This window comes from Rhizobacter sp. P2_D12 (assembly GCF_056404395.1).
The window spans coordinates 1-18798 of record NZ_JBFUEB010000014.1; the positions used below are offsets into that span (position 1 = coordinate 1).

Below are 18798 nucleotides of genomic sequence, written 5' to 3' on the forward strand. Positions count from 1 at the left end.
AGCCGGGGCGGGCGTCGGCGCAGGCGCCGGGGCGGTGCCGCCGGTGGGCTGCCACAGCGTCGGCGTGCTGGCCGGGTTCCAGTTGGTGCCGGCCCAGGCGGTGTGGGTCACGATGGCGACATACAGCGCGCCGTTGTAGCTGACGACGGTGCCCACCGTGTAGGTGACGCCTTCCTTCCAGGCCGGGGCGGTGGCCTGCGCCAGCATCATCCCGTCGAAGCTCGACGCCTGGGCGGCAGCCGCCGCCGCGGGCAGGCTGGCCGCCTGCACCTGTGCCCACAAGCCGCCGATGGCCACGGCCACCACGGTCATTCCCACGCTCTTCATGATCGGTCCCTTTCAGTTTTGTTGATGACGACGCACGGCTCATGCAGTGGGCGAGCGCTCACTGCAATTTGAAAAAACACGGAAAGGGACGGCCCCTCGCAGATCCCCGGACGGTGTTGCACCGTCGCTACGGGGGCGATTCTCAGAGGGGCGTCAGCCGGCGGCGAGGGGCGGCTTGCAACAAGATGCGAGCATCCGCGCAACGCGTCGGAGGGTGGCTCCAGGCGTCATGGCGGCGCCAACTGCCGTCATTGCGGAGTCATCAACAGGTATTGAATTGGTTATGTACCGGTCTGCATTGGTACTTAACTTATTGCATCGCTTACAGATGCTTGCAATTCAGTGGCGGCGCATTCATCCGGTCAACGGGTCTCGGTCAGCCAGATCTGGCTGCTGACGCCGCGCGGATAGTACTTGGCGGCGAACACCAGGCCGTTCTTCACCTGCTCGCTCCAGCAATGGATGCTCAGCTCCGGGTGCAGCTGCCAGGCGGCATGGGCCTCGTCGGCGCGCGCGCCGAGGTGGCCCAGGTCCATCTGCAGGATCTCGCGGGCGACGAACTGGCAGACGTAGGCCTTGGCCGGGAAGGTGTTGTCGCTGCGCGAGGTGATGCGCCAGCCGCCGTCGGCGAACAGGCAGGTGTCTTCGCGCAGCACGTGGTCGGCGACGTGGCGCTTCAGCGCGGCCAGGTAGGGGGCGTACTCGCCGTCCGGTGCCAACGCGTCGCGGCAGCCGGCGAACCACGGGTAAGCCAGCGCCTCGATCACCGGCAGGATCACCGCATCGTCGTCGGGCGCCTCCAGCAGCGCCGGGATGCGGCCGTCGGCACTGGCCGAGCCCGCCACGGTCGCGGCAGCGCGGCGCGCCTGGGCGTGGGCGCGCTCGGCCAGCGCCGGCCGGTCGAGCTGCGTGAACAGCCGCTGCAGGATGACGCAGGCGGCCCAGGCCTTGCCGGCGATGTAGGTGTTTCCGGCGGCTTGGCCGAGCGACGGATCCAGGCAGTCGTAGGTCGTGATCTCGCGTCCGCCTTCGCAGCGGCTGCTGTCGGCGCGCGGCACGCCGATGCGCCGGGCCGGGTCGCGGTGGTCGCGCCGTTCCAGGCTGTCCAGGCAGCGTTCCAGCACGCCCAGCCGGCGTCGCGTCCAGGCCGGGTCGCGGCCCTGGTGGGCGTACAGGCCGGCGCACAGCGTCCAGTTCAGCAGCTCCTCGGTCGTCATCTGCGAGAAGCAGCCGGTCAGTCCCGCGCGCTCGTAGGCCGAGCGCCCCGGCGGCGCGAAGATGCCGTCCACGCCCATGTCGTGCGTGAAGCTCAGGCCGTCCGCGTCCTCGTACGAGTAGCCGGCGACGTACTGGTCGAGCACGTTGCGGATGGTCCACGGGTGGTGCAGCCCCTCGTGCAGCGAATGGTCGGGCACCAGGTCCAGCGTGTTCAGCATGTTGTACTCGCCCTCGTTGACGACCCACAGCGCGCGGCCGTCGCGTTCGAGCAGCTGGGTCGAGTAGAGGTACGAGCGGGTCGCATGGGCCACCGTGAAGCGCTGCGCCGCCGACAGCGCGCTGCCCGCCAGCCGGGCATCGGCCGCGCGGCTGGCCTGCACCGCCTCGTCGAAGCCGGCCTGCGACAGCGCGAAGCACGCCACCGACTCGACCGAATCGAACCAGCGGGCGTAGAGCTGCCGGGTCGCGATGCCGCCGGTGACGACGCCGGCGCGGTGGAAGCAGAACGCGAAGCGCAGCGTGCGCTTCTCGCCGGCCGGCACCTCGGCGCAGACCAAACCCCAGCGGCCGAGCATCGATGCGCGGTTGCTCTCGTGCGGGTCGCCCAGCACCGCGAGCGGGTCGAAGCCGATGCCCGACCAGGCGCCGGGCGCATCGGTCGCGAAGCCGCTTTCCAGGCCATCGCCGATGCCTGCGCCTTGCGCGAGCTGCAGGTGCCGCAGGCCGCGCAGCGGGTCGATGCCCGACAGGCCGACGGCCACGCGGCGCGCCCGCGTGCCGGCGCGGTTGTCGACCTCGATCTCGGCCCGCACCGCCGGCACGTAGGCGCGCATCGCGTCGGCCGCGTCGCAGGCGTCCGGGTCGGGCAGCGCACGCACCGGCGTGTACAGCGTGAAGCGCAGGTCACCGGCCTGCCAGCTGTCGGTGGCGAGGGAGAACGTCCGCTGCACCTCGTCGCGCTCGAACAGCCGCGCGCCGAGGCCGGAGGCGCCCAGGTGCGCATCGCCCTGGTCGCTGACGAAGCGCTGGCGCTCGGCGTCGTCGGGTGGTTCGCAGAACGGCAGCGTCTCGAACAGCCCGGGCGACAGCGCCGATTCCAGCGCCACCAGCACCGATTGGCCGGGCGCGCCGCACAGCTCCAGGTCCATGCCGCCGGACGCACCCGGGAAGCCGAGCGTCAGGCTCGCATGCGCGCCGGCCGGCGCGTGCTGGGTGTTGAAGAAGCGGTTCGACAAGCTCATGGGGCGGCCTCGGTGTATGGTGCCGATTCTGCAAGCGCTGCCAGCGCCGGGCCATGTCCCGATGCCGGGCCGGCTTGCCCTGAGCCGTGACACCGCGACGATTGCCATGCACCCCGCCCGTCCCGAGAACGCCCTGCCGGACTACGCCAAGCAGCCCGACGTGCGCACCACGGTGTCGATGACCGATGCCCACACGCGTCGCGTCGGCGCGCGCTGGCAGTACCCGCGGCACGACCATCCCTACTTCGAGCTGTGCCTGCTGCTGTCGGGCGAGCAGCAGGTGCGCCTGACCGGCCGCACGCTCGCGCAGCAGGCCGGCGACCTGCTGCTGATCACGCCGTTCGAGGCGCATGCGTCGAGCACGCCGGTCGCGTCGCAGCTGTACTGCGTGCACTTCGACCTCGACGACCTGGAGCTGCGCCGCCTGCTGTGCCGTGCCGGCACGCGCGTGTTCGCGGCCGACAGCGCGCTGACGCAGCGCCTGCGGCCGGCGCTGCAGCGCATGTTGGCGTTGGCCGAGGCCGGCACCGGGCTGTCGGCCCTCGCCTACCGGCTCGAACTGGGCGCCGCGCTGATGGCGCTGTTTGCTGCGCTGACCCAGGGCCTGGAGCATGAAGAGATCGCCGCCGCGCCGGTGCCGCAGCTCGCGCTGCAGACGGCCGGCCGCCTGGCCGAGCTGATCGAGCGCGAGGTGCAGGGCGGCGGTGCCGAGACCTCGCTCGAAGCCGCGATCCGCCGGCTCGGCTACACGCCGGACCACGGCAACGCGCTGTTCCGGCAGGTCTATGGCATGTCGGCGCGCCAGTACCGATCGACGCTGAAGCTGCGCCGCGCCAAGCTGTTGCTGATGGACGCGCAGCTCAGCATCGCGGCCGTCGGCGAGCGCCTCGGTTACGCGAGCGGCGCGCACTTCAGCCGGCAGTTCAAGCGCTGGTGCGGCGTCGCGCCGCTGGACTACCGGCGCGACAGCGGCGCCGCGCCGGCCTGATCAGCGTGCCAGCCGGCGGCCGCTGCGCACCGTCGTCGTGCCGGCGGCCGCCACCGGTTCGGCCGCCGCGTCGTAGTCGCGCCGCGCCAGCAGCACCCGGCCCATGTTCACCTCGGCCCAGCGGCACATCTGGCCGGTGACCTCGGTGATGCTGTCACCCAGCGGCGTCAGCGCGTACTCGACGCTGGGCGGCGTGGTGGCATAGACGGTGCGCGTGACCAGGCCGTCGCGCTCCAGCGAGCGCAGGCTCTGCGTCAGCATCTTCTGCGTCACGCCCTCGATCTGCCGGCGCAGCTCGCCGAAGCGCATCGGCCCCGGCGCCAGCGACCAGATCACCAGCAGCGTCCACTTGTCGGCCAGCAGCTCGATCACGCTGCGCGACGGGCAGCGGGCACTGTAGGCGTCGCCGGCGGGGAGCTTGCGCAGCCGGGCGCGGGACATCGCGCCGTAGTCACGGTCGGCGTCGCCGTTGACGTCACGGCCGGCAAGGGTGGTATCCATCAGGTACCTATCACACCCATGGGTGCCTTCTTTACGAGAGAAACCAGGGCGCCAATCATGCCAGCACGGGCCCGCTTCCGGGCCATCGAAGGAGATTTCATGAAAGGCGTGACACAGCACCGCTTCGGCGGCCCCGAGGTCCTGGAGCTTGCCGAGCTCCCCCGACCGAAGCCGCTGCCCACCGACCTGCTGCTGAAGGTGCATGCGGTCGGCATCAACCCGGTCGAGACCTACGTGCGCAGCGGCGCCTTCCCGCTGCTTGGCGAGCCGCCCTTCGTGCTGGGGTGGGACGTGTCCGGCGTGGTCGAGGAGATCGACCCCGGCTCGACCCGCTTCCGGGTCGGCGACGAGGTGTTCGGCATGCCCTTGTTCCCGCGTGCCGCGGGCGGCTACGCCGAATACGTGGCCGGCCCGACGCGCCAGTTCTGGCGCAAGCCGGCGCGCCTGAGCCACGCCCAGGCGGCGGCGCTGCCGCTGGTGGGGTTGACCGCCCTGCAGGCCCTGGGCGACATCGCGCAGATCGAGCCCGGCCAGCGCGTGCTGGTCCACGCCGCCGGCGGCGGCGTGGGGCACGTCGCGGTGCAGATCGCGAAGGCGCTTGGTGCCCACGTCATCGGCACCGCCAGCGCGGGCAAGCACGACTTCGTGCGCAGCCTCGGCGCCGACGAACTGATCGACTACCAGGCGGTCGACTACACGCAGGCAGTCCGTGACGTCGACGTGGTGTTCGACCTGCTGGGCAACGGCCACGGGCAGCGCTCGCTGGCGGTGCTCAAGCCCGGCGGCATCCTGGTGACCGCACTGCCGCGCGCCAGCGGCGACCTGCCGGCGCTGGCGGCCGCAGCCGGACGGCGCTTCGCGAGCGTCGCGGTGGAGCCCGATGGCGCGGGGCTGCAGCGCCTGGCCGGCTGGGTGGCCTCGGGGCAGCTGACGCCGCACGTCGGCCACGAGCTGCCGCTGCGCGAGGTGGCCCGGGCGCACGAGCTGGTCGCGCAGGGCGGCCTGCTCGGCAAGATCGTGCTGAAGGTCGCCTGAGGGAGATCAGCCCGCCGGGCGCCGCGGCCCGCTGCCGCGCGCCAGCCGGGCCTCCATCGCATACGCGATGCGCGACAGGCCGAAGCACAGCACGAAGTAGGTGATGGCCAGCGTGCCGTACACCTGCACCGGTTTCGTGAAGACCTGCGTGTTGATCTGCGTCGTGATGAACGCCACCTCGGTCAGCCCGATGATGTAGCCGAGCGAGGTCTCCTTGATCGTCGAGACGAACTGGTTCACCAGCGACGGCAGCATGTGGCGCAGCGCCTGCGGCAGCACCACGTAGCGCAGCGCACCGAAGCGGCCGAAGCCGAGCGAACGCGCCGCGTCCATCTGGCCTTGCGGGATGCCGCGCACGCCGGCGCGCACGATCTCGGCGATGTAGACGCCGTCGAACACCACCAGCGCGATCAGCATGGTGCTGAACTGGTCGGTCTTGTGGCCGGTGACGCTGGGCAGGAAGAAGTAGGCCCAGAACACCACCATCAGCAGCGGGATGCCGCGCACCACGAACACCAGGGCCGTCACCGGCCAGCGCAGCGCGCGGTGCTCGCTGATGCGAGCCAGGCCCAGCAGCAGCCCGAGCGGGAAGGCCAGCACCAGGCCGAGCGCCGCCAGGATCAAGGTCAGCGCGAGCCCGCCCAGCGGCCCGTTCGGGTACTGGCCGATCAGGAAGTAGAGCCAGTAGGTCTGGATCAGCTCGATCATCGCGGCCTCAGCGGGTGCGCACCGGATAGCGGTGCTGGTACCAGCTCGCCAGACCCGTGATGGTGAGGGAGATCGTCAGGTAGGCCGCGGTCGCGAACGCGAAAGCCTCGACGCTGCGGAAGGTGGCCGATTCGACCTGCGCCGCGCGGTACATCATCTCGGCCACGCCGATGACGGTGGCGATGCTGGTGTTCTTCCACAGGTTCAGCGTCTGCGAGATCAGCGGCGGGATGGTCACGCGCACGGCCTGCGGCAGGATCACCAGCCGCATCACCTGCAGGAAACGCAGGCCCAGCGCGCGGGCCGCCTCCATCTGGCCCGGCGGCACCGCGCGGATGCCGCTGCGGATGTCCTCGGCCATGTAGGCGGCGGTGTACAGCGTCAGCGCCGCGACCGCGCTGATGGCCTCGATGTTGCCGGCGTACAGGCGTTGCTTCAGCGCCTCGGGCAGCAGCTCGGGCGCGCCGAAGTACCAGAACAGCATGTGCGCCAGCAGCGGCACGTTGCGGATCGCCTCGACGTACGACACGCCGAGGGCCCGCAGCACGCGCGACGGCGACAGCCGCAGCATCGCCACCGTGGTGGCCAGCGGCACGGCCAGCACCAGCGTCACCGCCGTCAGCTGCACGGACAGCACGAAGCCGGCCACGAGCGCGTCGTGGTACTGGCCGGACAACAGGAGGGAGAAGTCGAAGAAGGGCACTCGTCAGGAGTGTGCCACCAGGTGCATCGAACGACCGTCAGCGCCCGCGCGTGCCTGGCTTCGCGGCGGCGGGCGCGACGGTTCCTCGACGGAAGGCCTCAGCCGTCAATCTTGTCCGACACAAACTTGAAGTCCCGCGACTGGAACTTCAGCCGCGTGTTCGGCCCGTACCACTTCTGGAACAGCTTGTCGGCCTCGCCCGATTTCTCCAGGTCGCGCAGCACGCCGTCGACGACGTTCTTCACGCCGGCCTCGCCCTTGCGGATGCCCAGCGCCAGCGCCTCGGTGCTGATGCTCTGCGGGATGATCAGGTAGTTCTTCGCGGCCGGGCCGAGCTTGGCGAAGTCGTCGACGATGGACGCCTCGTCATTCACGTAGCCGACGCCCTTGCCCTGCTGCAGTGCCAGGAAGGCCTGCTGCGTGGTCTCGAAGGTCACGACGTCGACGGTCGGCACCGCCTTGCGGATGTTCGGCTCCTGCGTGCCGCCCTTGACGGTCAGCACCTTCTTGCCGCCCAGCTGCGCCAGCTGCGAGATGCCGCTGTCCTTCTTCACCAGCACCTTCTGGCCGGTGACGAAGGTGGTCAGCGAGAAGTCGATCAGCGCCTCGCGCTCCTTGTTGTGCGTGAGCGATGCGGCCAGGAGGTCGACGCGGCCCTGCTGCAGCTCGGGGATGCGCGCGGCCACCGCAAGCTGCTTGAACACCGGCTTGACGCCCAGCTTGGCAGCGATCGCGCGGCCGATGTCGACCTCGTAGCCGACCACGTCGCGCGTCTTCGGGTCGACGAAGCTGTTCGGCTCGTCGGTGCCCAGCACGCCGATCACGATCTCGCCCTTCTTCTGGATGTCGGCGAGCTGGTCGGCACGGGCGCTCACCGCGAAGACGGCGGCAGCGGCTGCGACCAGCGTGGACAGGAACAGGCGTTTTTGCATGGAGGTTCTCCTCAGCTCGTTGTAGTCGAAACGCGAAGGCTACCGAAGACCGGCCGGCGCGCGAACGACTGAATCCGGATAAGCAAAGGCGTGTCGGTTAGATGCGGGCCAGCGCCCCCTCCAGGTCGGCGCGCTGGTCGGCCAGGTCTTCGACGCCGACGCTCAGCCGCACCAGCGAATCGCCGATGCCCAGCAGCGCACGCTGCTCGGCCGGGATGGTCGCGTGCGTCATCAGCGCCGGGTGCTCGATCAGGCTCTCGACGCCGCCCAGGCTCTCGGCCAGCGAGAACACCTCGCACGCCTCGAGGAAGCGGCGCGAGCCGGCCAGGTCGGTTTTCAGGGTCACCGACAGCATGCCGCCGAACCCGTTCATCTGGCGCTTGGCGAGCGCGTGCTGCGGGTGCGATTCGAGGCCGGGGTAGTGCACGCGCGACACCTTGGGGTGGCGCTCCAGCCATTGCGCCAGCGCCGCGGCGTTCTCCGAATGGCGCTGGATGCGCAGCGCGAGCGTCTTCACGCCGCGCAGCGTCAGGAAGCTGTCGAAGGGGCTCGCGATCGCGCCGACCGCGTTCTGCAGGAATCCCAGGCGCTCGGCATGGCCGGCTTCCTCGGCCTGCTTGCCGACCACGGCCACGCCGCCGATGACGTCCGAGTGGCCATTCAGGTACTTGGTGCTCGAATGCACGACCACGTCGAAGCCCCGTTCCAGCGGTCGCTGCACGTAGGGGCTGGCGAAGGTGTTGTCGGCCACCGCGATCAGGTTGTGCTCGCGCGCGATGCGGGCGATGGCCTCCAGGTCGGTCAGCTTCAGCATCGGGTTGCTCGGCGTCTCGACCCAGACCATCTTCGTCTCGGGGCGGATGGCGGCGCGCAGCGCCTGCGGGTCCGACAGGTCGACGAAGCTGAAGCGGTGCCCGGCGCTGCGCGTGCGCACCTTGTCGAACAGCCGGAAGGTGCCGCCGTACAGGTCGTCGCTGGCGACGATGTGCGCATTGGCGTCCAGCAGCTCCAGCGTGGTCGAGATGGCCGCCAGGCCGGAGGCGAAGGCGAACGCGCGCGTGCCGCCTTCGAGGTCGGCGACGCAGCGCTCCAGCGCCCAGCGCGTCGGGTTGTGCGAGCGGCCGTAGTCCAGGCCCTTGTGCACGCCCGGGCTCTGCTGCACGTAGGTCGAGGTGGCGTAGATCGGCGGCATGATCGCGCCGGTGCTCGGGTCGGGCGACTGCCCCGCGTGGATCACGCGGGTCGCGAAATGGTGGTGGTCCTTGGAGCTCATTGGCGTGCCTTGCGCAAGTGATTCAGAAGATCGAAACGGGTGATCAGGCCGAAGAATGTATCGCCGTCGGCGACGATCGCGACCAGGCCGCGGTCCAGCACCTGGCGCAGCGCGGCGATGCTGGAACCGGGGCGCAGCGTCTCGAGCGCCGTGCTCATCGCCGAGCTGACGGTGCCGACGTAGTTGTCCGGGTCGCCGCTCAGCTTCATCAGCACGTCCGATTCGTCGATCACGCCGGCCAGCCGGCTGCCGTCCAGCACCGGCAGCTGCGACACGTCGGCCAGGCGCATGCGCTGGAAGGCGGTCAGCAGCGTGTCGTCGGGCGTCACCGAGATGACGCTGCCTTCGTCGAGGCGGCGCGACACGATGTCGCGCAGGTCGCCGTAGCGCTGCCGCGCGAGCAGGCCTTCGTCGATCATCCAGCTGTCGTTGTAGACCTTGGACAGGTAGCGCGTGCCGGTGTCGCAGACGAAGGTGGCGACGCGCAGCGGCTGGGTTTGCGCGCGGCAGAAGCGCAGCGCCGTGGCCAGCAGCGTGCCGGTCGATGAGCCGCCCATCAGGCCTTCGGCGCGCAGCAATTCGCGCGCGGTCGCGAAGCTTTCTTCGTCCGGGATGGAGTAGGCGTGCTTGATGCCCGACAGGTCGGCGATCGGCGGGATGAAGTCCTCGCCGATGCCTTCGACCGCCCACGAGCCGGCCGCGCCGTGCGAGCCGGTCAGCACCTGGTCGGCGAGGATGGAGCCGACCGGGTCGGCCAGCACGAATTCGAGCTTCGGCTGCACGCCGCGGAAGTAGCGCGTCAGGCCGGTCAACGTGCCCGACGAGCCGACGCCGACGACGATGGCGTCCAGGTCATGGCCGCTCTGTTCCCAGAGCTCGGGCCCGGTGCCGCGCTCGTGCGCGAGCGGGTTGTTCGGGTTGTTGAACTGGTCGGCGAAGAAGGAGTTGGGGATTTCCTGGGCCAGGCGGGCTGCGTAATCCTGGTAGTAGGCCGGGTGGCCCTTGCCGACGTCGGAGCGCGTGGTGTGGACTTCGGCGCCAAGGGCTTTCAGGTGCAGCACCTTCTCGGTCGACATCTTGTCGGGCACGACCAGCACCACGCGGTAGCCCTTGGCGCGCGCCACCAGCGCGAGGCCGAGGCCGGTGTTGCCGGCGGTCGCCTCGACCACGGTGCCGCCGGGCTGCAACAAACCGTCGCGCTCGGCCGCCTCGATCATCGAGACGCCGATGCGGTCCTTGATGGAACCGCCGGGGTTCTGCGATTCGAGCTTGAGCAGCAGCGTGCACGGGCCGGTGTCGAGGCGCGTCACGCGCACCAGCGGCGTGTTGCCGATCAGGTCGAGCACCGCGGGATGGGTGGTGGCGTTCATGGGTTTGTCTCCAGGATGAGCGAGGCACGCGCCTCGTGAGCACGTGCCTCGTAGCCCGGATGCTAATCCGGGGTGTGCGCATGAACCGAACGGGGTTATCGCCGGTTCGCCAGCCGGGCCACCACCGCGATGAAGCGGTCCACCTCGTCGCAGGTGTTGTAGAACGCGAGCGACGGCCGCACCGTGGCCTCGAGCCCGAAGCGCCGCAGGATCGGCTGCGCGCAGTGGTGGCCGGTGCGCACCGCGATGCCCTCGCGGTTCAACGCCTGCCCGACCTGGTCGGTCGAATACCCGTCGAGCACGAACGACAGCACGCTCGCCTTCTCGTCGGCCGTACCGACCAGCCGCACACCCGGGATCGGTCGCAGCGCGTGAGTGGCATACCCCAGCAGCGCATGCTCGTACTGCGCGATCGCGTCCAGCCCGAGCCGCTGCACGTAGTCGATCGCCGCCCCCAGCCCTACCGCGTCTGCGATGTTGCCGGTGCCGGCCTCGAAGCGCGTCGGTGCGCCGTGGTACACGGTCTTCTCGAAGGTGACGTCGGCAATCATGTTGCCGCCACCCTGCCACGGCGGCATGTCTTCCAGGATCGCCTGCTTGCCGTACAGCACGCCGATGCCGGTCGGCCCGAACAGCTTGTGGCCGGAGAACACGAAGAAGTCGGCATCCAGCGCCTGCACGTCGACCCGCATGTGCGACACCGACTGCGCGCCGTCGACCAGCGCTTTCGCGCCGGCCGCATGGGCGAGGGCCACGATCTCCTGCACCGGCACCACGGTGCCCAGCGCGTTCGACACCTGCGTCACCGACACCAGTTTCGTCTTCGGCCCGAGCAGCTTGCGGTATTCGTCCAGCCGCACCTGCCCGCTGTCGTCGACCGGGATCACGCGCAGCACCGCGCCCTTCTCGGCGGCGAGCTGCTGCCACGGCACGATGTTCGCGTGGTGCTCCAGGTGCGAGACGACGATCTCGTCGCCGGCGCCGATGTGCTGCGCGCCCCAGCTCTTGGCCACCAGGTTGATCGCCTCGGTGGTGCCGCGCACGAACACGATCTCGTCGACCGAAGCGGCGCCCAGGAAGCGCTGCACCGTCTTGCGAGCGCCTTCGTAGGCATCGGTCGCGCGCGCCGCGAGTTCATGCGCCGCGCGGTGGATGTTCGAGTTCTCGTGCTCGTAGAAGTGGCTGATGCGGTCGATCACCGACTGCGGCTTCTGCGTGGTCGCGGCATTGTCGAACCAGACCAGCGGCCGGCCGTTGACGCGTTCCTGCAGGATCGGGAAATCGCGCCGCACCGCGTTCACGTCGAAGGCCGGCTTCACCGGGGCGGCGTGGGCCGGTTCGCCGAGCGCGCGCTGGCCCGGGTGGCGCGGCGTCTCCAGGAAGTAGAACGACGGTGCGGCGGGTGCCACGCCGGCGGCCGAACTGCCGAAGCGCCCGTCCCAGGCCGGTGCCGCGGTGTAGCCCAGGTCCGGCACGCCGTTGCCGGCCACCGCATGCGGCAAGGACGACGGCGCCTGCGCGGCCAGCGCCGCCGGATGCTGCGGCGAGCTCGGCGCCAGGTTGGCACCGGGCACCGCCGCCGAGAGCGGCTGCACGTTCGGCGTGGCCGGGCCGATGCTGCCCGGCGGCGGCGTGAAGCCGGCCGGGTGTGCGTTGGCCGGCACCGATGGCACCGATGACGGAACCGCGCCAGGCCAGTTCGCGAAGAGTTCCCCCGCCAGCTTCGCGATCGCTGCCGGGTCGAGCGCGTCGAGTGTGCTCATCACTTGTACCGCTTACTTGTAAACATCGGGATACTCGTGGAACTTGCCGATCTCGACGTCTTCGAGCACGGCCAGCGCGTCGGGCGTCTGCACCGCGAGCGAGCAGTACAGCGAGATCAGGTACGACGAGATCGCGTTGCGGTTGATGCCCATGAAGCGCACCGACAGCCCCGGGCTCTGCTCGCCGGCGAGGCCCGGCTGGTACAGGCCGACGATGCCCTGGCGCTTCTCGCCGACGCGCAGCAGCAGGATCTTGCTCTTGCCGTCGGCCACCGGCACCTTGTCGGACGGGATCAGCGGGATGCCGCGCCAGGTGATGAACTGCGAGCCGAACAGGCTGACGGTCGGCGGCGGCACGCCGCGGCGCGTGCACTCGCGGCCGAAGGCGGCGATCGCCAGCGGGTGCGTCAAGAAGAAGGCCGGCTCCTTCCACACCTTGCTCAGCAGCTCGTCCAGGTCGTCGGGCGTGGGCGCACCGGTCAGCGGGAACACGCGCTGCTCGTCGGCCACGCTGGCCAGCAGCCCGTAGTCCGGGTTGTTGATCAGCTCGCTCTCCTGCCGCTCCTTGATGGTCTCGATCGTCAGGCGCAGCTGCTCCTTGATCTGGTCGTGCGGGCTGCTGTACAGGTCGGAGATGCGGGTGTGCACGTCCAGCACCGTGCTGACGGCGTTCAGGAAGTACTCGCGCGGCTGCTCTTCGTAGTCGACGAAGGTGCTGGGCAGTTCGCCCTCGTCGCGCTGCGACGAGCAGGCCACCAGCACGTCCTGCGGGTTCTTGACCTGGTTCAGGCGGTAGATGCCGGCCTCGACCGGCACCCACTGCAGCAGGTGCGTCAGCCAGCGCGGCGTCAGCGTCGCAAGCGTCGGCGCGGTCTTGGTCGCGTTGGCAAGTTGCCGGGCGGCGTGGTCGCCGAGGGCCAGCTGCTGCTGGGTGTCTGCCATGGAGGAACTCCTGAAACGAAAAACGAATGAAGTTATGCGGGGATCAGATAAGCGGCGGCAGTGTCGCCAGCGCCTGCGCGCCGATCAACCGGCTATCGCCATCAACGGGGGCTTTGTGGGTGTGTCAGGCGGGGGTCCCGAGTTCGAAGCGCGCGATCAGCGACGACAGGCTGACGCCCAGCGCCGCGGCGAGCTTGGCGGCGGTCTCGATCGACGGCATCACGGTGCCGCGCTCGATCTCGCCGAGGTAGGAGCGGTTCAGGTCGGCGCGGCCGGCGAGCTGCTCCTGCGACCAACCGCGGTCCTCGCGGGTCATGCGCACGACCTGGCCGAAGCGTTGCCTCAACGTGTTGCTCATGGCCGGCGGTCCTGGCGCGTGGTGGCCTGGGTCACGTGGCTGCCCGGCGGCACGCTGTCGGTGACCCAGACGTTGCCGCCGATGGTCGACCCGCGACCGATCACGATGCGGCCGAGGATGGTGGCGCCGGCGTAGATCACGACGTCGTCCTCCACCTGCGGGTGGCGTGCGAGGCCCTTCCGGATCTTGCCGCTGTCGTCGGTCGGGAAGCGCTTTGCGCCGAGGGTGACCGCCTGGTAGACACGCACCCGCTCGCCGATCTCCGCCGTCTCGCCGATCACGACGCCGGTGCCGTGGTCGATGAAGAAGCCGGCGCCGATGGTCGCGCCGGGGTGGATGTCGATGCCGGTGCGCCCGTGCGCCAGCTCGGCGACGATGCGCGCCAGCAGCGGCACGCCCAGCTCGTACAGCCGGTGCGCGATGCGGTGGTGCACCATCGCGTCGATGCCGGGGTAGCACAGCAGCACCTCGTCGACGCTGCGGGCGGCCGGGTCGCCGTGGAAGGCGGCGAGCACGTCGCTGTCGAGCAGGCCGCGGATGCCGGGCAGCGACGCGGCGAAGCGGCGCACCAGGTCTTCGGCGTCGACGTCGTGCTGGCCGGCATGGCGCAGCTCCAGCCGCACCTGGGCGCACAGCGCATGCAGCAGCGAGTCGAGCGTGTGGCCGATGTAGCGGTCCTCGTTGTCCTGGCGCAGGTCCGGCGGGCCCAGGCGCATCGGGAACAGCACGCCGCGCAGCGCGTCGACGATGCCCTGCAGCGCTTCGCGCGATGGCAGCTCGCGGCCGCCGGGCTCGCGCGGGCGCTGTTGCGCATCGCGCCAGCGGGTGCGGGCGGCGCGCAGGCCGGTGACGACCTCGTCGATGTCGAAGCTCATGGTGACGGCCCGGGCATCAGTCTTGAATCCACGGCAGCCCGTGGAAGCGCCAACCRTCCTCGTGGCCGCGTTGTCCGTGGGCATTCAGCTCGCCTTCGAAGCCTTCGCTGACGTTGAAGGCCTGCGTGAAGCCGGCCTTGGCGGCCGCCTCGGCCGCGAGCGCCGAGCGCTTGCCGCTGCGGCACAGCAGCAGCACGACGGCCTGCTTGGGCGCCTTGGCCTCCAGTTCGCGCACGAAGCGCGGGTTGCGCGTCAGGCTGGTGCCGGTGGCCCAGGGCACGTGCACGCTCTCGGCGACGTGGCCGACGAACTTGCGCTCTTCGGCCGTGCGCACGTCGACCAGCACCGCCTGGCCGCTGCGTGTCAGCGCCCAGGCGTCAACGGGCGACAGGCTGCCGGAGAACGGCAGGTTGCCGTCACGGGCGCGCTGGCGGGCTTCATCGAGCACGGTGGCGCGGGGGAATTCTGCAAGCACTGCGGACATCGGCGGTCTCCTTCATCAATCAAGGTCGGATGAAGGCTATCGCCACCAATTGCGGCGGCGAACGAAGAAAAGCGCGCTTCGATATGCGGTCGCGACAGGCACGGCATGAGCACATCCGAAAAGCTTCGTTCGGCCGGCGCGGCCGCGGCCCTACCGTGCAGTCCTCAGGAGAAGTCGCATGGAACACACCACACGTCGCGCATCGCGGGCCCAGTCGCTGGCCATCGCCCTGGCCTTGATCGCCGCGGCGGGCCTGGCCAACGCGCAGGTCCGCATCGCCTACCAGACCGTCGTCGAACCGGCCAAGGTGGCGCAGGCCGACGGCCTGTACGAGAAGGCCACCGGCCAGGCCATCGAATGGCGCAAGTTCGAGAGCGGCGCCGAGGTCATCACCGCCGTCGCGTCGGGCGACATCCAGATCGGCTACGTCGGCTCCAGCCCGCTGGCCGCCGCGGCCAGCCGCGAGCTGCCGATCGAGACCATCCTGGTGGCGGCCGAGATCGGCAGCGCGGAAGCCCTGGTGGTGCGCAACGGCTCGGGCATCGCGAGTCCGGCCGACCTGGTCGGCAGGAAGGTCGCGGTGCCGTTCGTGTCGACCACGCACTACAGCCTGCTGGCGGCACTGAAGCACTGGGGCATCGACGCGAAGAAGGTGACCATCGTGAACCTGCGCCCGACCGAGATCACCGCCGCCTGGCAGCGCGGCGACATCGATGCCGCCTACGTGTGGGATCCGGCGCTCGGCAAGCTCAAGGAGAACGGCAAGCTGCTGACCACGTCGGCCGAGGTGGCCACCTGGGGCGCACCGACCTTCGACGCGTGGATCGTGCGGCGCGATTTCGCGCAGAAGAACCCGGCCTTCGTCGCGCAGTTCGTCAAGGTCACCGGCGAGGCGTATGCGGCCTACCGCAAGGATGCAAAGGCCTTCGTCGCGAACGCGGCCAACGTCGACAAGATCGCCCGGCTGACCGGCGCCGCGGCCGCCGACGTACCCGAGCTGCTGGCCGGCTCGAAGTTCCCGACCCTCGCGGAGCAGGCTTCACCTGCGCTGCTCGGCGGCGGGACTGTCAAGGCGTTGACCGACACCGCGAAGTTCCTGAAGGAGCAGGGCAAGGTCGACAAGGTGCTGGCCGACTATGGCAGCCATGTGACTGCGAAACACGTGCAGGCCGCGGCCAAGGCCTCGGGCCAGGCGGTCGCGGCAGCACGCTGAAGCGACACGGAAGAGAAACGAAAGAGGACACCAAGGAGTTCACGCCGTGGTCGAGCTGCAGGCGGTCACTGTAGGGTACCGGGGTGCTGCAGGGTCGACCACGGCTGTGAACACCCCGGTTCTGGATGCCATCGATTGGCAGATTTCGCAAGGCGCGCTGGYGGTGCTGCTGGGTCCGTCGGGCTGCGGCAAGTCCAGCTTGCTGAATGTCATCGCCGGCTTCGTGACGCCCAGCGGGGGGCGGGCGTCGGTGTCGGGCCGGGCGATCACCGGGCCGGGTGCGGACCGCGGCGTCGTGTTCCAGGACGACGCGTTGCTGCCGTGGCTGGACGTGCTGAACAACGTCGCCCTGCCCTTGCGCCTGCGCGGTGGGGGCCGCGCAGCGCGCGAGGACAAGGCCCGCGAGTTCCTCGCGCTGGTCGGGCTGGAGGGCTTCGAGTCGCGGCCGGTGTGGGAGCTGTCGGGCGGCATGCGCCAGCGCGTCGGCATCGCGCGTGCACTGGCGGCCGACCCCGAGGTGCTGCTGATGGACGAGCCCTTCGGCGCACTGGATGCGCTGACGCGCGAGCGCATGCAGGAGCTGCTGCTGAAGGTGTGGCAGGCCACCGGCAAGACCATCGTGCTGGTGACGCATGGCGTCGAGGAGGCGGTGTTCCTGGCGACCGACCTGGTCGTGCTGTCGCGCCGGCCGGCGCGCATCGTGCAGCACCGCTTGCTGGACTTCGGACGCCGCCACGCGCAGGGCGAGGCGGCGCGGGCGATCAAGTCGCTGCCTGAATTCGTCGCGGTGCGCGAGCAGGTGCTGGGCGCGGTGTTCGCGCAGGACGAGGCGCTGCATTGAGCCGGGCATGGACGACGCCATCTCCCCGATGACCGTGCGCGCGCTGGCGCAGCCCGCCGAGCCGCCGGTGCGCGAGGCCATCGCCCCGCCGTGGTCGCGCCCGGTCGTGATCAGCCTGCTGAGCGTGCTGGTGCTGCTGGCCGCGTGGCAGGCGGTCACCGCGGCGCGCTGGATCGAGCCGCTGTTCCTGCCGCCGCCCGCCGCCGTGTGGGAGAAGTTCGCGCGCGTGGCTGGCGAGGGCTACATGGACGCCACGCTGTGGCAGCACGCCGGTGCGAGCCTCGCGCGCGTCGCGCTGGCGCTGGGCATCGCGGTGCTGACGGCGATCCCGCTCGGTTTGTGGATGGGCTTGTCGCCTACAGCGCGCGGCGTGTTCGACCCGCTGATCGAGTTCTACCGGCCGGTGCCGCCGCTGGCCTACCTGCCGCTGATCGTGATCTGGTTCGGCATCGGCGAGCTGTCGAAGGTGCTGCTGATCACGCTCGCGATCTTCGCGCCGCTGGTGATCGCCACCGCGACCGGCGTGCGCCAGGTCGACGAGACGCGCCGGCGCGCCGCGCAGGCCTTCGGCGCGACGCGCTGGCAGCTGCTGCGCCACGTGGTGCTGCCGAGCGCGCTGCCCGAGATCCTGACCGGGCTGCGCGTCGGGCTGGGGGTCGGCTGGTCGACGCTGGTCGCCGCCGAGCTGGTGGCCGCGACGCGCGGGCTGGGCTTCATGGTGCAGGCGGCCGCGCAGTTCCTGGCCACCGACATCGTGCTGCTGGGCATCTTCACGATCGCGCTGATCGCGTTCGGGCTGGAGCTGGGGCTGCGCGCGCTGCAGCGGCGGTTGGTGCCGTGGCAGGGGCGCGCGTGAACTGCCGGCGCCGCTTGCGCGTATGCTCGACGGCCTGACGGCCGAGCACGACATGGTGAAGTCCTTTCCCGCCCATCGCTTTGCCCGCGCGCCCGACGAGCGCGTGCGCTGGGACGAGGCGCGTGCGAAGAATCCGCCGGTGATTCTGCTGGGCGACAAGCCGTTCTGATGGCGCCGTCGCTGCAGCAGCACGTGCCGGTGATCGACCTCGCGTCGCCGGAGGCATCGGTGGCGCGGCAGATCGGCGAGGCCTGCCGGGCGCATGGCTTCTTCTACGTCGTCGGGCACGGCGTCGACGAAACGCTGATGGATCGCCTGGAGGACCTGAGCCGCCGCTTCTTCGCGCTCGACGAGCCGACGAAGCTGCAGTGGCGCATGGCGCTGGGCGGCCGCGCGTGGCGCGGCTACTTTCCGCTCGGCGGCGAGCTGACCTCGGGCCGGCCCGACTGGAAGGAAGGCCTGTACCTGGGTGAGGAGCTTGGCGACGAGGACCCGCGCGTGCAGGCGTGCACGCCGGTGCATGGCCGCAACCTGTTCCCCGAGCACCCGGCGCTGCCCGGCTTCCGCGAGACCTTGCTCGCGACGATGACGGCATTGACCGGCCTCGGTCACCGCCTGATGCGCCGCATCGCGCAGAGCCTGGAGCTGCCACCTGACTACTTCGACAAGCGCTGCACCGCCGACCCGCTGATCCTGTTCCGGCTGTTCAACTACCCGACACGCCCGGTGCCGGCCGGCACCGAGGCGCAGTGGGGCGTCGGCGAGCACACCGACTACGGGCTGCTGACGCTGCTGCGCCAGGACGACGTCGGCGGCCTGCAGGTGAAGACCCGCGAGGGCTGGATCGAGGCACCGCCGTTGCCGCACAGCTTCGTCTGCAACATCGGCGACATGCTGGACCGCATGACCGGCGGGCTGTACCGCTCGACGCCGCACCGCGTGCGGCTCAACACCTCGGGGCGCGACCGCCTGTCGTTCCCGTTCTTCTTCGATCCGGCGTTCGACGCGCGGGTGCAGCCCATCGAAGGCCTGCCGCCGGCCGACGACGACAGCGCGACGCGCTGGGACCGCGCGAATCCGCATGCGTTCGACGGGACGTATGGGGACTACCTGCTGGGCAAGGTGGGGAAGGTGTTTCCGCAGTTGCGCAACCAGGTGCTGTGACGCCGG

General features: G+C 70.3%; 20 protein-coding genes. 7 read left to right on the top strand and 13 right to left on the bottom strand.

Annotated elements, in window-relative coordinates; translation table 11 throughout:
- Both AC1DYN_RS06620 and AC1DYN_RS06625 read right to left on the bottom strand, forming a co-directional pair.
- Positions 1-327 (bottom strand): carbohydrate-binding protein (locus tag AC1DYN_RS06620; protein ID WP_477958327.1); only part of this gene is annotated, 327 nt, incomplete at its 3' end.
- 362 nt (positions 328-689) lie between these two features.
- Positions 690-2786 (bottom strand): glycoside hydrolase family 52 protein, encoded by a 2097-nt coding sequence (locus AC1DYN_RS06625; RefSeq protein WP_477958328.1) that lies wholly within the window; start codon positions 2784-2786, stop codon positions 690-692.
- Between the two features lie 106 nt (positions 2787-2892).
- On the opposite strand from AC1DYN_RS06625, the gene AC1DYN_RS06630 reads away from it, so the two are divergent.
- Complete coding sequence (locus AC1DYN_RS06630; protein ID WP_477958329.1) at positions 2893-3774, top strand: helix-turn-helix domain-containing protein; 882 nt, start codon at positions 2893-2895, stop codon at positions 3772-3774.
- Here the strand turns inward: AC1DYN_RS06630 and AC1DYN_RS06635 are convergent, their stop codons facing one another.
- Complete coding sequence (locus AC1DYN_RS06635) at positions 3775-4275, bottom strand: winged helix-turn-helix transcriptional regulator (RefSeq protein ID WP_477958330.1); 501 nt, start codon at positions 4273-4275, stop codon at positions 3775-3777.
- 99 nt (positions 4276-4374) lie between these two features.
- On the opposite strand from AC1DYN_RS06635, the gene AC1DYN_RS06640 reads away from it, so the two are divergent.
- Positions 4375-5310, top strand: coding sequence for an NADP-dependent oxidoreductase (locus tag AC1DYN_RS06640; RefSeq protein ID WP_477958331.1), 936 nt, complete (start codon positions 4375-4377; stop codon positions 5308-5310).
- A gap of 6 nt (positions 5311-5316) precedes the next feature.
- Here AC1DYN_RS06640 and AC1DYN_RS06645 read toward each other — a convergent pair whose 3' ends face one another.
- The 10 genes from AC1DYN_RS06645 to AC1DYN_RS06690 all read right to left on the bottom strand — a co-directional run bounded on the left by AC1DYN_RS06645 (position 5317) and on the right by AC1DYN_RS06690 (position 14718).
- Positions 5317-6018, bottom strand: a complete 702-nt coding sequence (locus AC1DYN_RS06645) for an amino acid ABC transporter permease (protein ID WP_477958332.1) — start codon at positions 6016-6018, stop codon at positions 5317-5319.
- A 7-nt stretch (positions 6019-6025) separates the two neighbouring features.
- Complete coding sequence (locus AC1DYN_RS06650; protein ID WP_477958333.1) at positions 6026-6721, bottom strand: amino acid ABC transporter permease; 696 nt, start codon at positions 6719-6721, stop codon at positions 6026-6028.
- Between the two features lie 98 nt (positions 6722-6819).
- A complete protein-coding gene (locus AC1DYN_RS06655) occupies positions 6820-7653 on the bottom strand; it encodes an ABC transporter substrate-binding protein (protein ID WP_477958334.1) in 834 nt (277 codons plus the stop codon).
- A gap of 97 nt (positions 7654-7750) precedes the next feature.
- Positions 7751-8926 (bottom strand): trans-sulfuration enzyme family protein, encoded by a 1176-nt coding sequence (locus AC1DYN_RS06660; protein WP_477958335.1) that lies wholly within the window; start codon positions 8924-8926, stop codon positions 7751-7753.
- Positions 8923-10296: a pyridoxal-phosphate dependent enzyme gene (locus tag AC1DYN_RS06665; protein WP_477958336.1), complete on the bottom strand. Its 1374-nt coding sequence runs from the start codon at positions 10294-10296 to the stop codon at positions 8923-8925. The genes AC1DYN_RS06660 and AC1DYN_RS06665 overlap by 4 nt, the downstream gene beginning before the upstream one ends.
- Positions 10297-10391: 95 nt before the next feature.
- Positions 10392-12059 carry a family 2A encapsulin nanocompartment cargo protein cysteine desulfurase gene (locus AC1DYN_RS06670; protein ID WP_477958337.1) on the bottom strand — a complete coding sequence of 556 codons (1668 nt, stop codon included), beginning with the start codon at positions 12057-12059 and terminating at the stop codon, positions 10392-10394.
- A 12-nt stretch (positions 12060-12071) separates the two neighbouring features.
- A complete protein-coding gene (locus tag AC1DYN_RS06675) occupies positions 12072-13001 on the bottom strand; it encodes a family 2A encapsulin nanocompartment shell protein (RefSeq protein WP_477958338.1) in 930 nt (309 codons plus the stop codon).
- Between the two features lie 124 nt (positions 13002-13125).
- Positions 13126-13359, bottom strand: a complete 234-nt coding sequence (locus tag AC1DYN_RS06680; protein ID WP_477958339.1) for a helix-turn-helix domain-containing protein — start codon at positions 13357-13359, stop codon at positions 13126-13128.
- The gene (epsC, locus tag AC1DYN_RS06685; RefSeq protein WP_477958340.1) at positions 13356-14234 is read right to left on the bottom strand and encodes a serine O-acetyltransferase EpsC; all 879 of its coding nucleotides are present in this window, start codon (positions 14232-14234) and stop codon (positions 13356-13358) included. The genes AC1DYN_RS06680 and epsC overlap by 4 nt, the downstream gene beginning before the upstream one ends.
- 16 nt (positions 14235-14250) lie before the next feature.
- A complete protein-coding gene (locus tag AC1DYN_RS06690) occupies positions 14251-14718 on the bottom strand; it encodes a rhodanese-like domain-containing protein (protein WP_477958341.1) in 468 nt (155 codons plus the stop codon).
- Between the two features lie 178 nt (positions 14719-14896).
- Between AC1DYN_RS06690 and tauA the strand changes: the two genes are divergently transcribed.
- The 5 genes from tauA to AC1DYN_RS06715 are packed head-to-tail and all read left to right on the top strand — an operon-like array spanning position 14897 to position 18792.
- The gene (tauA, locus tag AC1DYN_RS06695; protein WP_477958342.1) at positions 14897-15931 is read left to right on the top strand and encodes a taurine ABC transporter substrate-binding protein; all 1035 of its coding nucleotides are present in this window, start codon (positions 14897-14899) and stop codon (positions 15929-15931) included.
- 46 nt (positions 15932-15977) lie between these two features.
- Positions 15978-16772 (top strand): taurine ABC transporter ATP-binding protein, encoded by a 795-nt coding sequence (locus AC1DYN_RS06700; RefSeq protein ID WP_477958343.1) that lies wholly within the window; start codon positions 15978-15980, stop codon positions 16770-16772.
- Between the two features lie 7 nt (positions 16773-16779).
- A complete protein-coding gene (gene tauC / locus AC1DYN_RS06705) occupies positions 16780-17628 on the top strand; it encodes a taurine ABC transporter permease TauC (RefSeq protein WP_477958344.1) in 849 nt (282 codons plus the stop codon).
- Between the two features lie 22 nt (positions 17629-17650).
- Entirely contained in the window at positions 17651-17797 is a 147-nt protein-coding gene (locus AC1DYN_RS06710; RefSeq protein ID WP_477958345.1) for a hypothetical protein, read from the top strand.
- Complete coding sequence (locus AC1DYN_RS06715; protein ID WP_477958346.1) at positions 17797-18792, top strand: isopenicillin N synthase family dioxygenase; 996 nt, start codon at positions 17797-17799, stop codon at positions 18790-18792. Before AC1DYN_RS06710 ends, AC1DYN_RS06715 begins: the two co-directional genes overlap by 1 nt.
- Positions 18793-18798: the final 6 nt, after the last annotated feature.

Excerpts from the sequence above, each read along its gene's own strand:
- AC1DYN_RS06625 (WP_477958328.1), bottom strand. The coding sequence starts at position 2,786 with ATGAGCTTGTCGAACCGCTTCTTCAACACCCAGCACGCGCCGGCCGGC.
- AC1DYN_RS06630 (WP_477958329.1), top strand. The coding sequence starts at position 2,893 with ATGCACCCCGCCCGTCCCGAGAACGCCCTGCCGGACTACGCCAAGCAG.
- AC1DYN_RS06635 (WP_477958330.1), bottom strand. The coding sequence starts at position 4,275 with ATGGATACCACCCTTGCCGGCCGTGACGTCAACGGCGACGCCGACCGT.
- AC1DYN_RS06640 (WP_477958331.1), top strand. The coding sequence starts at position 4,375 with ATGAAAGGCGTGACACAGCACCGCTTCGGCGGCCCCGAGGTCCTGGAG.
- AC1DYN_RS06645 (WP_477958332.1), bottom strand. The coding sequence starts at position 6,018 with ATGATCGAGCTGATCCAGACCTACTGGCTCTACTTCCTGATCGGCCAG.
- AC1DYN_RS06655 (WP_477958334.1), bottom strand. The coding sequence starts at position 7,653 with ATGCAAAAACGCCTGTTCCTGTCCACGCTGGTCGCAGCCGCTGCCGCC.
- AC1DYN_RS06660 (WP_477958335.1), bottom strand. The coding sequence starts at position 8,926 with ATGAGCTCCAAGGACCACCACCATTTCGCGACCCGCGTGATCCACGCG.
- AC1DYN_RS06665 (WP_477958336.1), bottom strand. The coding sequence starts at position 10,296 with ATGAACGCCACCACCCATCCCGCGGTGCTCGACCTGATCGGCAACACG.
- AC1DYN_RS06670 (WP_477958337.1), bottom strand. The coding sequence starts at position 12,059 with ATGAGCACACTCGACGCGCTCGACCCGGCAGCGATCGCGAAGCTGGCG.
- AC1DYN_RS06675 (WP_477958338.1), bottom strand. The coding sequence starts at position 13,001 with ATGGCAGACACCCAGCAGCAGCTGGCCCTCGGCGACCACGCCGCCCGG.
- AC1DYN_RS06680 (WP_477958339.1), bottom strand. The coding sequence starts at position 13,359 with ATGAGCAACACGTTGAGGCAACGCTTCGGCCAGGTCGTGCGCATGACC.
- epsC (WP_477958340.1), bottom strand. The coding sequence starts at position 14,234 with ATGAGCTTCGACATCGACGAGGTCGTCACCGGCCTGCGCGCCGCCCGC.
- tauA (WP_477958342.1), top strand. The coding sequence starts at position 14,897 with ATGGAACACACCACACGTCGCGCATCGCGGGCCCAGTCGCTGGCCATC.
- tauC (WP_477958344.1), top strand. The coding sequence starts at position 16,780 with ATGGACGACGCCATCTCCCCGATGACCGTGCGCGCGCTGGCGCAGCCC.
- AC1DYN_RS06710 (WP_477958345.1), top strand. The coding sequence starts at position 17,651 with ATGCTCGACGGCCTGACGGCCGAGCACGACATGGTGAAGTCCTTTCCC.
- AC1DYN_RS06715 (WP_477958346.1), top strand. The coding sequence starts at position 17,797 with ATGGCGCCGTCGCTGCAGCAGCACGTGCCGGTGATCGACCTCGCGTCG.